The sequence below is a fragment of the Halobacterium sp. CBA1132 genome, assembly GCF_001485535.1.
In the GTDB taxonomy this organism is placed as follows: domain Archaea; phylum Halobacteriota; class Halobacteria; order Halobacteriales; family Halobacteriaceae; genus Halobacterium.
Genome location: NZ_BCMZ01000001.1, coordinates 1 through 12,869, shown reverse-complemented (window position 1 = coordinate 12,869; position 12,869 = coordinate 1). Strand labels below are relative to the sequence as shown.

Sequence of the window (12,869 nt, the reverse complement as noted above, 5' to 3'; positions counted from 1 at the left end):
ACGGCTTAGTGGCGCGGCGGCGACCACACCGGTATGCGAGTCGTCGTCGCGCTCGGTGGGAACGCGCTCGCGCCGAGCGGCGAAGCCACGATAGCCGCCCAGCGCGAGCGAATCGAGCAGACAGCCGACGAACTCGGCGCGCTCCACGGGGACGGCCACAGTCTCGTCGTGACCCACGGGAACGGCCCGCAGGTCGGCGCGTTGCTCCGCCAGCAGGAGGCGCCGGACGCGCCGGAGCGACCGCTCGACGTGCTGGTCGCGGAGACGCAGGCCCAGATCGGCTACCCGCTCCAGCAGGCCGTCGACGAGCGCGTGGACGCCAGCGCCGCGTCCGTCGTCACGCAGGCCGAAGTCGACCCCGACGACCCGGACTTCGACGACCCGTCGAAACCAGTCGGTCCGTACTTGAGCGCCGAGCAGGCCCGCGAGCGCGACGTCGAGACGGCGGAAGTGACGACGCCCGAGGGCGAGACGGCGTACCGGCGGGTCGTCGCGTCGCCCGAACCGACGCGCGTCGTGGAGGGCGAGCGCGTCGAGAGCCTCGTCGCGGACGGCGCGCCGGTCGTCTGCGGCGGTGGCGGCGGCGTCCCGGTCGTCGTTGAAGACGGAACAATCGAGGGCGTGCCGGGCGTCGTCGACAAGGACCACACGACGCGTCTCGTCGCCGAGCGCATCGACGCGGACGTGCTGGTGATGGCGACGGACGTCCCCTGCGTCTACGCGGACTTCGGGACGCCCGACGAGTCACGCATCGAGGACGCGACCGCCGCAGAACTGCGCGAGCGCCTCGCTGCAGGCGAGTTCGGCGAAGGAAGTATGCAGCCGAAAATCCGCGCGTGCCTGCGGTTCCTCGACGCGGGCGGGTCGCGCGCGGTCGTCGCCGGTACCGACGACGTCGCCGCCGCGGTCGCGGGCGACGCCGGCACGCAGATTCGACCGGGCTAGACGCCGAGCGCGACAGACGCCGCGGCGGCGGCGAACGCCCAGCCTGCGCCCGCCCACGACAGCACGAAGAACGCTTCGCGGGCGCCCGCTTCGGTCCACGCGGAACTCACGTCGAGGCGGTTCTGCACGCCGTCGAGCGTCTCGCCGAGGCCGACGGCGGTCGCCCACGCGAACATCCCGAACCCGAACACGAGCGCGCCGAGCGCGAACGCCGTGTCCGTGGCGCCCTTCGGGGACGTGACTGCGAGCAAGACGAGCGAGACAGCGACGCCGACGGCAGCGCCGCGGAGCGTCCAGCGGGCCGCGCGAGCGCCGAGTTCGCGCAGCGTCCGCGGGTCCGCGTAGGGGTCGTCAGTCAACGGCTTCCCGCATCCGCGGGTCGAGGGCGTCACGCATGCCGTCCCCGAGGAGGTTGAACCCGAGGACGGTCAGCGCGAGGAACAGCCCGGGGAAGAACGACCACCACCACGCCCCCGAGAAGAGGCCGTACTCGACGCCGTTCGACAGCATCATCCCCCACGTCGGTTCGCCGGGGCTGGCGCCGAACCCGAGGAAGGACAGCGCCGCGATGTCGATGATGGCGAGGCCGAAGTTCAGCGTCGACTGGACGGTGATGGGCGCGAGACAGTTCGGGAGCACGTGGCGCACGAGCAGCCGGGGGTCGGTCGCGCCGAGCGCGCGCGTCGCCTCGATGTACTCGTCCTCTAAGACTTTCAGCGCGGCGCCGCGGACGACGCGGGCGAACCGCGGCGTGTACACGAGCGTCAGCGCCGCGACCGCGCGCCACAGGCCGAGTTCGTCCGGGAAGATGGTGACGAGCGCGAGCGCCAACAGCAGCGACGGGAACGACAACAGGACGTCCATCGTGCGCATGATGACGTTGTCCGTGAGGTCGCCGTAGTACGCCGCGATGATGCCGAGGCCGACGCCGAGGACGGTCGACGCGACGACCGTGACGGTGCCGTACAGCATCGCGTACCACGCGCCGTACAGCACGCGCGGGAAGATGTCGCGGGCTTGGCCGTCAGTACCGAACGGGTACTCGACGCTCGGTGCGGCCTCGGTCGGGTTCGTGCCGAACTCGGTCAGCGTAATCGCGCTCAAGTCGTACGCGAACCGCGCGTAGATGGCGACCGCGAACACGGCGACGATGAGCGAGATGCCGATGACCGCCAGCCGGTTCGACAGCAGTTCGGAGAGGAACGGGCTCGCGCGGAGCCGCTCGACGATGCCACGGTCGACGTCGGGGGTCTGGGTTTCGGTGCTCATTGTTCGATGCGGGGGTCGAGGACGGAGTACGTCACGTCCACGAAGAGGTTCACCAGCGTGTACATCACCGCGAACACGAGCACGGTGGCCTGCACGACCGGGTAGTCACTCTGGTTGATGGCGCTGACCAGCAGCGTGCCGATGCCGTTGATTTCGAAGACGGTCTCGGTGAGGACGGCGCCGCCGAGCAGCGCCCCGAACTGGATGCCGATGATGGTGATGACGGGGATGAACGCGTTCCGGAGGCCGTGCTTCATCGTCGTAATCTTCTCGCCTTGGCCCTTCGCGCGGGCGGTCCGCATGAAGTCCTGCCGGATAACTTCGATCATCGACGACCGCATCATCCGCGAGATGAGCGCCATCTGGTAGATGCCCAGCACGACGATGGGTAACAGGAGGTGGCGGAACGCCGAGCGGAACGCGGGAATGTCGCCGGCCAGCAGCGTGTCGACGAGGATGAAGCCAGTGGTGCTGTCGATGAAGTGCGCGGAGCCGATGCGCCCGCTGGTCGGGAGGACGCCGAGGAACTGCGCGAACAACAGGATGAGCAGCGGGCCGCTCCAGTAGATGGGGATGCTGATGCCGCTGAGCGCGCCGATGCGCGTGAGGTGGTCGGTCCACGTGTCCTGTTTGACCGCGCTCAGAATGCCAAGCGGCAGGCCGAACAGGAGGCCGGCGATTTGGCCCAGCACCGCGAGTTCGATGGTGATGGGGAGGCGGTCGGCGAGAATCTGGCTGACGGGCGTGCCGCGCTGAATCTGGTAGGACTCGCCGAAGTTGAACGTCGCGGCGTCCCCGAGGAACCGGACGTACTGCTGCCAGAGTGGGTCATTCAGTCCGAGGTCCGCGCGGACCTGGTTGACGAACTCCTGGCTGGCTCGGTTCCCAGCGATCGAGACGGCGGGGTCGCCCGGCGAGAGGTGGAGAATCGCGAACACGACGGTCGCCACCCCGAACAGCACGGGGACGAGGAGCAGCAACCGTTTCGCGATGAACCGCTTTGAGACCATTACGCGAAGGGGAGAGTGCAAGAATTAAAAAGGTCCCGTCGTAGCGACGGACCTCTTGGCTATTCCAGTTCGACGAGGTCGAGGTGCGGGCCGCCGATAGCGGAGATGGGGTAGTTGGTCACGCTGTTGCTGACCCCGCGCACCTCCTCGGCGTAGTCGATGTACACCCACGGCGCTTCGTCGTGGGCGATCTGAACTGCGTCCTCGTACAGTTGCGCGCGCTCGTCCTGCGCGGTCGTCGCCTGCGCCTCCTCGACGAGGCTCATGTACTCGCTGTTCGCCCACGCCGAGCGGTTCGACGTGTTGAAGCCCTCGGTGTCCCACGACACCCAGTCCTGGCCCTCGGGGACCTCGCACTGCGGGTGGAGGAGGACGTAACAGAAGTTGTCGGGGTCGGCGTTGTCCGTGTACCAGCCCGCGAGGCTGGCGTCGTGGCGCCCCTCGGACGTGTACGTGAGGTAGTCAGAGAACTGGCGGTCGTCGATGGTGACCTCGACGCCGATCTCCGAGAGGTTCGACCGGATGGTCTGGGCGGTCGGGAGCGGCGCGGGGTTGTAGCCGCGCGGGTTCTGGAACGTCGTCAGTTCGAACGAGAAGCCGTCGGCGTAGCCGGCTTCTTCGAGCAACGACTGGGCCTGTTCGGGGTCGTGGGGGTACGGGCTGAGGTCGTCGTTGTGCCCGAACAGCGCTGGCGGAATCGGCTGGTCGGCCTGCGTCGCGATGCCCGAGTAGATGTTCTCGACGATGGACTGCGTGTCGATGGCGTAGCTGATTGCCTTCCGGACGCGGCGGTCGCGGAACGCCTCGACGCGGGACATGTTGAAGCTCATGTACCCGATGTTGATGCCCTCGACTGTCTCCACGGAGGCGCTGTTAGAGTTCTCGACGGTCCCGATGGTGTCGGGGTCGAGGCCGTCGATGATCTCCATCTCGTTCTCGACGAGCGCCTGCGCGCGAGTGGAGTTCTGTCCGCGCGTGAGGAACAGCACTTCGTCGACGTTCGCGCTGTCGCCCCAGTAGTCGTCGAACGCGGTGAGCTGGATGCGGTTGTTGGCGTCGTCGAGCTGGGAGAGTTCGTACGGCCCGGTGCCGACCATCTCCTCGTCGAGGTTGACGTCGCCCTCGATGGCGTCCTTGGAGATGACGACTGCGACGAACATCGCGAGGTTCCGGAGGAACGGCGCGTACGTCTGCGTGAGCGTGATGTTCAGCGTGTAGTCGCCGTCTTTCTCGACGCTGTCGATCCAGTTGCCGAGCGTGAACGGCCCGTACGCGGACGCGTCCTCGAAGTGGTACTCGTAGTCCTCGTCGACGAACCGGCGGTACGTCGCGATGAAGTCGTCGGCGGTGAACTCGGAGCCGTCGTGGAAGGTCACGCCTTCGCGGAGCTGGAGCGTGACGGTCGAGCCGTCCATCGTCCAGTCGGTCGCGAGCGACTCGGTGAGCGCGGCTTCGCCGGGCTGGAACCCGATGAGGCCCTCGTAGGCCTGGTTGGTCACTTTCGCGACTTCGCCGCTGGTCGTGTTCTGCGGGTCGAGCGTGTTGGAGTGCGAGCCGCGGCCGTAGCGGAGCGTGCCGCCGCCGCTACCGCCGTTACCGTCGTCGGTCCCGTCCGTGGTACCGTCACCGTCGCCACCGTCGCCGTCGCCACCGAGACAACCGGCAACGGAACTCGTCGCGGTCGCAGCGACGGTCGCGGTGCCGGCGGCCTTCAGGAAGCTACGCCGTGAGACCTGGCTGTCATTACCTGCCATGAGAGCACTCGCGGCGGCGATGCAAATAATACTATCGGATAGTAGTGGTGTAACCGGCACACGTCGCGGGGGTCCGGGTCCGTCGTGTTTCGGTCGTGGTGAAAATTACCCCGAACGCGGAGCGCGACCGGTCAGTCGGCCGATTTACTGGCTGCCCGAGAACAGGTGGCACGCCGCCGGATGGTCGTCGTCACCGAGATGTGGGTCCTCGCGCTCGCAAACGCTCTCGAAGGTTTCGCGGAGGACGGCCTCGGCGCGCTCCCAGTCGCCGTCGACGAGCGAGTCGAACGACTCCTCGACGGCGTCGCGCGCCCGACCGGAGAGCGGCCCGTCGAAGAACTCCGCCCGGAGGACCGCGTGGAGGTCGCTCCCGCCGTCCGCGACCGCGCGACCGCCGGCGTCGCCGGCGGCCTGCTCGCGGGCCGCGTCGAGGTCGATGTCGCGGGCTTCGACGCGCTGCCGGTAGAACATCACCTCGCGGTAGCGCTCCTGCTCGATGTCGAGGTCTTCGGGCGGAATCACGGACGGGCACCGCGTGCGGAAGTGACACCCCGACGGCGGGTCGATGGGCGACGGAACGTCCCCCTTGAGGATGGTTCGGTCGCCGGTGTCGGCCCGCGGGTCGGGTTCGGGAATCGCGGAGAGCAACGCGTTCGTGTAGGGGTGTTTGGGGTCGCCGAACAGCTCGTCCGTCCCGGCGACCTCCACGATTTCCCCGAGGTACATCACCGCGACGCGGTCGGAGATGTGGCGCACCACGGAGAGGTCGTGCGCGATGAACAGGTACGTCAGCCCGTACTCCTCCTGGAGGTCCTCCATGAGGTTGATAATCTGGGCCTGCACAGAGACGTCCAGCGCCGACACCGGTTCGTCGGCGACGATGAAGTCCGGGTCGACCGCCAGCGCCCGCGCGATGCCGACGCGCTGGCGCTGCCCGCCCGAGAGTTCGTGCGGGTAGCGGTCGTACTGGTTGGGGTCCAGCCCCACCTCTTCGAGGAGTTCGACGACGCGCTGGCGGCGGTGTCCCTCCGCGAGGCCGTGAATCTTCAACGGCTCCATCACCGTCTGCCCGACGGTCATCCGCGGGTCGAGACTCGACATCGGGTCCTGGAACACCATCTGCATGTCCTTGCGCTTCTCCCGGAGTTCGGTCTTCGAGAGGCTCCCGAGGTCCTCGCCCGCGAACACGACCGTGCCGTCGGTTGGGGGGTTGAGGTGGAGGAGCGCGCGCCCCGCGGTGGACTTCCCGCAACCGGATTCGCCGACGAGGCCGAGCGTCTCGCCCTCGTGGACGTCGAGGCTGATGCCGTCGACGGCCTTCACGCTGGGTTTCTCACCGGGGAAGAAGCGGTCGAGCCAGCCGTCCTGCTGCTCGTAGTACTTGCGCATCTCCGTGAGTTCCACGAGCGGTTCGCCGACCTCGTGGTCGGTCTTCGAGGAGACGCCCTCGACACCGTACTCGTCCTCGTCGAACTCGGGGAGGACGCACTTCGAGCGGTGGTCGACGTCCTCGGGGCCGTGCTGGAGGAACGGAATTTCGCCCTCCCGGCACTCCGGTTTCGCCCACGGGCAGCGGTCCGCGAAGTGGCAGCCGTCGGGCATGTCGATGAGGTCCGGGACGTTGCCCTCGATTGGCGTCAGGCGCTCTTTGTCCTCCGTGGGGATGGACTCCAGCAGCGTGTACGTGTACGGGTGGCTGGGGTTGTGGAAGATTTCCTCGACGGGACCCTCCTCGACGATTTCGCCCGCGTACATCACGGCCACGCGGTCGCAGGTCTCCGCGACCACGCCGAGGTCGTGGGTAATCATCAGCACCGACATCCCGAACTCCTCTTGGAGGTCGTCGATGAGGTCCAGAATCTGGGCTTGGATGGTCACGTCCAGCGCCGTCGTCGGTTCGTCGGCGACGAGGAGGCTCGGCCGGCACGCCAGCGCGATGGCGATGAGCACGCGCTGGCGCATCCCCCGGAGAACTCGTGGGGGTACTCGTCGAGGCGCGTCGTCGCCTCCGGAATCCCGACGTCGGTGAGGATGTCGACGACGTCCTCGAACACTTCCTCGTCGTGCTCGCGGCCGCCGATTTTCGGGAGGATTTCGCGAATCGCGTTCAGCCACGTGTCGCGTTTGCGGTCGCCGTAGCGGTGGAGGCGAAGCGACTCGGCGACCTGCTCGCCGACGGTCACCGCGGGGTTCAGCGACGTCATCGGGTCCTGGAAGATCATCCCCATCTCGCCGCCGCGAACCTTCCGCATCGCCTCCTCGGGCGCCTCGGTGAGGTCGAGGACGCCGTCGGTCACGTCCACGTCGCTGGCGTCCGCGCCGCCCAAGAGTTCGGCACGCGCGTCGTCGTCGACGTAGACGAACCCGTCGGCGGCGTCCTCGACGGCTGTTTCGAGCGCGTCCGCGACGACAGACTCGGTTGCGCCGTCAGCGAGGCGGTCGGCGGCCTCGCGCAGCGCGTCCGCGAGGTCCGCCGGGTCGTCGTCGCCCGCGAGGTCGTCGGCCATTCCGCGGAGTTCGGCGGGCGCCGACTCGACGCCCTCGCCGACGCGGAGGTCGGCGACGATTTCCCAGACGGCGTCGACGAGTTCGAACGGGTACGGCACGACGCTCCCCCCGAAGTCGCCCGCGAGGTCGGCGGCGAGGTCGGGCGCGCGGAACGTCACGCGGCCGTCCACCACGTCACCCGGGTCGTCGACGAGGTCCATCGCGGACAGCGCCGTCACGCTCTTCCCGGAGCCGGACTCCCCGACCAAGCCGACAGTCTCGCCCTCCTCGATGGTGAGGTCGATGCCGTCTACGGCCTTCACCGCGCCGCGTTCGGTCTCGAACTGCGTCCGCAGGCCGGAGAGCGACAGGAGATCAGTCACTGGGCAAAATTCGCGGTCCACCCAAGAAATAGCTTGCGGGACTTGGGCAACGCTTATCCCCGGCGCCGCCCGCGTCACAGACATGAACGGAGACCCCGCCAGCGACGCCCCGACCACCCAGCCTACCGATCAGGGCTGGCAGGCCGTCGTCGAGGACATGGCGGCGACTGCCGACGCGTACCGAGAGCGCGGCTGGACGACGCTGGAACTCCACCCCGGCGACTCGGTGCTCGTCGACTCGGAGTCCCGCACCGGCCTCGACGTGTTGCTGCCGGGCGACGAGTACGAGGACCTCGAAGCGCTGGCCGACGACGCGTCGTTCACCGACGTGGACGTGTTCCGGGCGTCCGAGGGCACCACGACGTACCTGCTCGTGGTGGAGAAAGACCCCGACAGCGAGACGGCGGTGTTCGTGCCTGCGTACTACGACGAATCGTCGGCGGAGAAACTCGACACGGTTCGCGCGAACGGCGAGCTACGGCTGTTCTGCCGGCGGCTGAACGACGACTACGTGGAGTTCGTCCACGAGAACGTCGCGCCGTTCCTCTCGGAGCGACCGGACGTCTAGTCGTCGGCGCTGGCGTCCGCGTCGATGGTGTGCCCGCAGTTCGGGCACTCCGTGCCGTCGTGGCGCAGTTCGTCACTGGCCGAGCGCACGTCCCGCATCACCGACGAGATGCGCTCCTCCGCCTCTAACTCCTCCTCGACGGCGAGGTCGACGCCCTCCACTTCGAGCAGGAACTTCGCTACCTCCGTCACCTCGTACATCAGGTCGTCGAGTTCGTCAGCGGTGAAGAACCCCGACATCGCTCCGTAGAGGAACGTCGCGCCCGCCATCCGGACCTTATCCTCGAACGCCGAGCGAGCCTGATTCACGGCCTGCGGGCTGTACGTGTCCGTCATGAACGGCACCAGTTCGGGGAGGTTCTCCCCGATTTTCGTCATCTCGACGCCCGTCTCCGTGCGGAAGTCCGCGCACAGCCGGGCTATCGCCCACTCGCGGGCGGTGATGTACGTCCGGTCCCGGAGGAACTCGTTGACGCGGTCGTACTGCGCGCCGTCCATCTTCGAGAACCGCGCGTACTCGCGGACGTCCTCGGGCACGTCGGCGGTGTCGTCGGCCTGGGCCGCCGCGGACTCGACCGCCGGCGTGAGGTCCCAGTCTGCGGGAGAAGCGCGTTCGGGCATGGAGTACGGTTGCCGTGTTGAGCGCAAAAGCGTGTCGCCGGGAACTTCGAACGAAGTTCCCGAACGGACGAGCGGGGAACGCAGTGACCCGCGAGTCCCGGCGAGGAGCCGAACGTAGTGAGGCTCCTCGTTACGGCGAGCGGGGAGCACGTGCTCGACCGAAGGGAGAGCACGGAACGGAGAACGGCGAGCAACGCGAGCCGTGAGCGCAGCGACCCGCGAGCGGCGTGGGGCGTCGCGTAGCGACGGCGCGCGGAATCGTCGAGCGGCGACCGTCGGGAGCCGCGAGCGGTGCGGGGCGCCGAGTGGGGCGTCGGTCACTCTGTGCTCAGAATCCCGCAGTTCACGGCTCCCTGCGGTCGCCGTTCACGTAGTCCGGGATTCTTCGCTCCGCTCAGAATCCCGCAGTTCGCGGGTCGCTTCGCTCCCCGCTCACGTGTTCGGAGATGGTTCCCTGCCGGTCACCGTCTCCCGGTTCACGGCTCCCTGCGGTCGCCGTTCACTTATTCGGAGGCGACTCGCGTTGCTCGTCGCCTCCCAGCCGAATCCTTTTACTCGGCGGCGCTGACAGTCCGACTATGAAAGTGCTGCTGGGCATCGGCGGTGCAGACGACTCCCTCGACGCGCTCCACGAGACGGTCGAGCGAGCGGTCGAGACCGGCGACGAGGTGACGGTGGCTGTCGTGGAGAACCCCGACAGCGACCGGTCGCCCGACGACCTCGTGGACGTGGCTCGGGAGACGATGACCGACGCCGGGCTGGAGCCGGACGTGCGACAGCTCTCGGGCGACCCGGGGAGTAGTATCGTGCAGTTGGCCGAGTCCGAGGAGTTCGACCAGATCGTCCTCGGGGGCGGCCAGCGCAGCCCGATGGGGAAGATTCGCCTCGGAAATATCGCGGAGTTCGTGTTGTTGAACGCACGCGTGTCCGTGAAGTTGGTGCGTTAGCATGAGCGACGAACGCGCGTACCCCAACGACGTTTCGGGCGAGTTCCCGCGGCCGCCGCGGGAGTTCGAGGACGGCGAGGGTCGCCCCGTGGAAGTGCGGGCGTGGGAGGGCGAACACGGGCCGGGCGACGACGCCTTCGAGGCGGTCGTGGAGATGTACGTGGAGTTCGACCCGGCGGACCGCGCGCAGGGCGTGCCGCCGGTCGGCGAAGACCGCATCCGGGAGTGGCTGGCGAACCTCTTCGAGCAGGACGGCTACGACGTGCTGGCGTGGCACGGCGACGAGGTGGCGGGGCACGCGACGCTCGTACCGGACAACGAGTCGACGTACGAGCTCGCCATCTTCGTCCACCAGGACTTCCAGGGCGCGGGCATCGGCACGAAACTCATCGAGGCGCTGTTGGGCCACGGGCAAGAGCAGGGCGCGGAGTACGTCTGGCTGACCGTCGAGCGGTGGAATCGGCCGGCGGTCGCGCTCTACGAGAAGGTCGGCTTCGAGACGGCGGCCGCCGAGAGCTTCGAGATGGAGATGGCGATTCGGCTGAACTGACGGGGTTCGGGTACTATTTTGACCGGCGCACCGGAACGACCGGCTATGTCGCTTCAATGGTCCGACGAACAAATCTCTCGGGCGAACCGATTCACGCTCCACGTGGTGCTCGTGTGGGTGGCGCTGGTCACGCTGCAGGCGGTGCTGGCGCCGACCGGCCCGATTGGAGTTGTCTTCGGAGGTGCGTTCGCGCTCGGCGCGACGTGGCTGCTCGCGCACTCGTTGTTCTCGCAGGTCGACGAACTCGTGAAGACGAGAATCGAGGAGGCCTCAGACTGAGAGGACGGGCTGGCTGGCGTACAGCAGCACGTACTCGGCGGCTTTCTCGAGGACGTCGCCGGTGTCGTCGCGCATGCCCTCTCGGGGGATGGTGAGGAAGTCGGCGTCGACGTCGGCGGCGCAGTCGAGGATGACGCTGCCGGGGTGTTGGAGTTTCCGCGTCGTGGAGAACCCGTACGCGATGGTGGAGTCGACGTGGACGTCCGCGGGCGCGAGTTCCTCGACGTCCGCGAGGAACGTCCTGGTCTCGTCGGCGAGTTCGGGTTCGTCGATTTCGCCGGCGTGGATGCCGCGGCTGACCGTCTCGCCGAGGACGTACAGGGCGTGGGCGTCGGCGTCGTAGCGGTCTGCGACCGCGAACGCGTACTCGGCGGCCGTGACCGAGGCGTCGGTCCCGTCCACGGGCACGAGCACGGTGTCCACTTCGAGGGTCATGGATGCGTCTGCGCGGGCGGGCTACTAAAGCGCTCCGCGTGTGGGAGCGCACTGCCGCGTGGGTTTAAGGGGCGCGGGCGCCCAGCGTCGAGTATGATAGAGACGGTGGTCATCGCGACCGACGGCTCCGAGAGCGTCGGTCGCGCCGTGGCGGTCGCGCTCGACTTCGCGGAGCGCTTCGACGCGGAGGTTCACGCGCTGTACGTCTTAGAGGAGAGCGAGGTCGAGAGCGCGCCCGAGGAAGTCCGCGAGGAGATGCACGACGCGCTCGAAGAGCGCGGCGAGAACGCCGTCGAGAGCATCGCCGCGGACGCCGCCCAGCGCGTGACGACGGCGGTCCGAGAGGGGCGGCCGGCCGCGGAAATCAGCCGGTACGCCCGCGACGTGGACGGTGACGTGGTGGCAACGGGGACGCGGGGCCGCCACGGCGAGAACCGGTTCCTCATCGGGAGCGTCGCCGAGCGCGTCGTGCGGACGTGTCCGGTGCCGGTGTTGACGGTGCGCCAACTCGACGACTCCGAGGAGTGAGGAAAGCGGCTGTCTGACCCAACGCGGACTTTTTACTGCGGCCGCACGGCCGTGTAGTCGATGCCTTCCACGAGCCGCCGCCGGTTCCTCGCGGCAGCCGGCACGACTGGTATCGCAGCCCTCGCCGGGTGTAGCGCGTTCGACGGCGGCCTCCCGGACGTGAACACCGGGAGCGGCCTGCACGCGGACACGAGTCGCGCGCTCGACGACGAAGCCGTGTATCTCGCGGGCGACACCGGCGACCTCCCCGAACCACCGAAGACAGCGCCGGCAGTCGCGGGGGCGGACATCGTACTCGCGACCGCGAGCGCGGACCGCGGAGACCTCGTCCGAGCGCTTCGTGCGGGCAAGCCCGTGGCGTTCGGGGCCGGTGACGTACAGGCCGCGCTCCGCAGCCTACTCGAAGCCGTTGGCGGCGAGTACACGTTCGGCGTCGAGGCGGTTCGCGCGCGGCCCGTCGAGACCGTCGTCGCGGTGCCGGGCGGGAACGACAGCGTCGAGACGTACACGTTCGTCGACGACGGCGGGTGGCCGGACCCCGTGCTCGACCCGCTCGGGTGGGCGCTGGTCGGCCGCGTGCCGGAGTGCCAGACGGGCATGCCCGAGTCCCCAGCTGACGACCAGTACGAGTACGCGGGCGCGGCGCACGTCGTCGGACGACTCGGCTCCGGGGAGGCGTACGCGTCGCGGACCGTCGCGTCCGTGAACGACCAGGAGAGCGAGCGGTTCGTGCGCTTGCGGACGACCCTGCACGCGGCGGCCAACGACGGGTACGCCGTCGAGGTAGCCGCCCGCGAGGCGGACTTCCCGGACGACCAGCGCCTCGCCAGCGTCTATCCGAACCCGCACACACGGGACGGCGTGCAGGTCGCGAACGTCTCGGACACCACGCGCAGCACGTTCGCGGTCGAAGCGACGCCGGCCAGCGACCGCGCGCGCAGCGCGCTGACGGCCTGCGGCGGCCTGCTGACGGAGGGCGGCCTCGCGTACGACCACCGCAGTAGTTTCCAGTGGAAACGCGACCGCCTGCTCGGGAGCGACCGCCACTACGCGAGCGCGACGGGGCGCGGCGAGTGGCGTCTCGGCGCGTGACG

At 68.5% G+C, this 12,869-nt stretch carries 13 protein-coding genes and 1 pseudogene; 7 read left to right on the top strand and 7 right to left on the bottom strand.

What is annotated here, in order from left to right:
• The first annotated feature begins 33 nt into the window (after window positions 1-33).
• Window positions 34-945, top strand: a complete 912-nt coding sequence (locus tag AVZ66_RS00070; protein WP_058980600.1) for a hypothetical protein — start codon at window positions 34-36, stop codon at window positions 943-945.
• Here the strand turns inward: AVZ66_RS00070 and AVZ66_RS00065 are convergent.
• The 5 genes and pseudogenes from AVZ66_RS00065 to AVZ66_RS17000 form a co-directional block, all read right to left on the bottom strand.
• Window positions 942-1,304 (bottom strand): hypothetical protein, encoded by a 363-nt coding sequence (locus AVZ66_RS00065; protein ID WP_058980598.1) that lies wholly within the window; start codon window positions 1,302-1,304, stop codon window positions 942-944. The genes AVZ66_RS00070 and AVZ66_RS00065 overlap by 4 nt on opposite strands.
• Complete coding sequence (locus AVZ66_RS00060) at window positions 1,297-2,214, bottom strand: ABC transporter permease (RefSeq protein WP_058980596.1); 918 nt, start codon at window positions 2,212-2,214, stop codon at window positions 1,297-1,299. The genes AVZ66_RS00065 and AVZ66_RS00060 overlap by 8 nt, the downstream gene beginning before the upstream one ends.
• Window positions 2,211-3,224, bottom strand: a complete 1,014-nt coding sequence (locus AVZ66_RS00055; RefSeq protein WP_058980594.1) for an ABC transporter permease — start codon at window positions 3,222-3,224, stop codon at window positions 2,211-2,213. Before AVZ66_RS00055 ends, AVZ66_RS00060 begins: the two co-directional genes overlap by 4 nt.
• 59 nt (window positions 3,225-3,283) lie before the next feature.
• On the bottom strand, window positions 3,284-4,978 hold the full coding sequence (locus AVZ66_RS00050) for an ABC transporter substrate-binding protein (RefSeq protein ID WP_058980592.1): 1,695 nt from the start codon (window positions 4,976-4,978) through the stop codon (window positions 3,284-3,286).
• Window positions 4,979-5,122: 144 nt separating this feature from the next.
• Window positions 5,123-7,848: pseudogene (locus tag AVZ66_RS17000) on the bottom strand (dipeptide ABC transporter ATP-binding protein).
• An 82-nt stretch (window positions 7,849-7,930) separates the two neighbouring features.
• Here AVZ66_RS17000 and AVZ66_RS00040 point away from each other — a divergent pair.
• Window positions 7,931-8,416, top strand: coding sequence for a hypothetical protein (locus AVZ66_RS00040; protein ID WP_058980590.1), 486 nt, complete (start codon window positions 7,931-7,933; stop codon window positions 8,414-8,416).
• Here the strand turns inward: AVZ66_RS00040 and AVZ66_RS00035 are convergent.
• Window positions 8,413-9,063, bottom strand: a complete 651-nt coding sequence (locus AVZ66_RS00035) for a DUF5806 family protein (protein ID WP_394326151.1) — start codon at window positions 9,061-9,063, stop codon at window positions 8,413-8,415. The two genes, AVZ66_RS00040 and AVZ66_RS00035, sit on opposite strands and share 4 nt — an antisense overlap.
• A gap of 551 nt (window positions 9,064-9,614) precedes the next feature.
• Here AVZ66_RS00035 and AVZ66_RS00030 point away from each other — a divergent pair.
• The 3 genes from AVZ66_RS00030 to AVZ66_RS00020 are packed head-to-tail and all read left to right on the top strand — an operon-like array spanning window position 9,615 to window position 10,812.
• The gene (locus tag AVZ66_RS00030; RefSeq protein WP_058980586.1) at window positions 9,615-9,983 is read left to right on the top strand and encodes a universal stress protein; all 369 of its coding nucleotides are present in this window, start codon (window positions 9,615-9,617) and stop codon (window positions 9,981-9,983) included.
• A gap of 1 nt (window position 9,984) precedes the next feature.
• Window positions 9,985-10,533 carry a GNAT family N-acetyltransferase gene (locus AVZ66_RS00025; protein ID WP_058980584.1) on the top strand — a complete coding sequence of 183 codons (549 nt, stop codon included), beginning with the start codon at window positions 9,985-9,987 and terminating at the stop codon, window positions 10,531-10,533.
• A gap of 45 nt (window positions 10,534-10,578) precedes the next feature.
• On the top strand, window positions 10,579-10,812 hold the full coding sequence (locus AVZ66_RS00020) for a hypothetical protein (protein ID WP_058980582.1): 234 nt from the start codon (window positions 10,579-10,581) through the stop codon (window positions 10,810-10,812).
• On the opposite strand, the gene AVZ66_RS00015 is transcribed toward AVZ66_RS00020, so the two are convergent.
• Window positions 10,804-11,247, bottom strand: a complete 444-nt coding sequence (locus AVZ66_RS00015; protein ID WP_058980580.1) for a universal stress protein — start codon at window positions 11,245-11,247, stop codon at window positions 10,804-10,806. The genes AVZ66_RS00020 and AVZ66_RS00015 overlap by 9 nt on opposite strands.
• A gap of 93 nt (window positions 11,248-11,340) precedes the next feature.
• On the opposite strand from AVZ66_RS00015, the gene AVZ66_RS00010 reads away from it, so the two are divergent.
• Entirely contained in the window at window positions 11,341-11,775 is a 435-nt protein-coding gene (locus AVZ66_RS00010; protein WP_058980577.1) for a universal stress protein, read from the top strand.
• A gap of 60 nt (window positions 11,776-11,835) precedes the next feature.
• The gene (locus AVZ66_RS00005; RefSeq protein ID WP_197407697.1) at window positions 11,836-12,867 is read left to right on the top strand and encodes a hypothetical protein; all 1,032 of its coding nucleotides are present in this window, start codon (window positions 11,836-11,838) and stop codon (window positions 12,865-12,867) included.
• Window positions 12,868-12,869 lie beyond the last annotated feature (2 nt).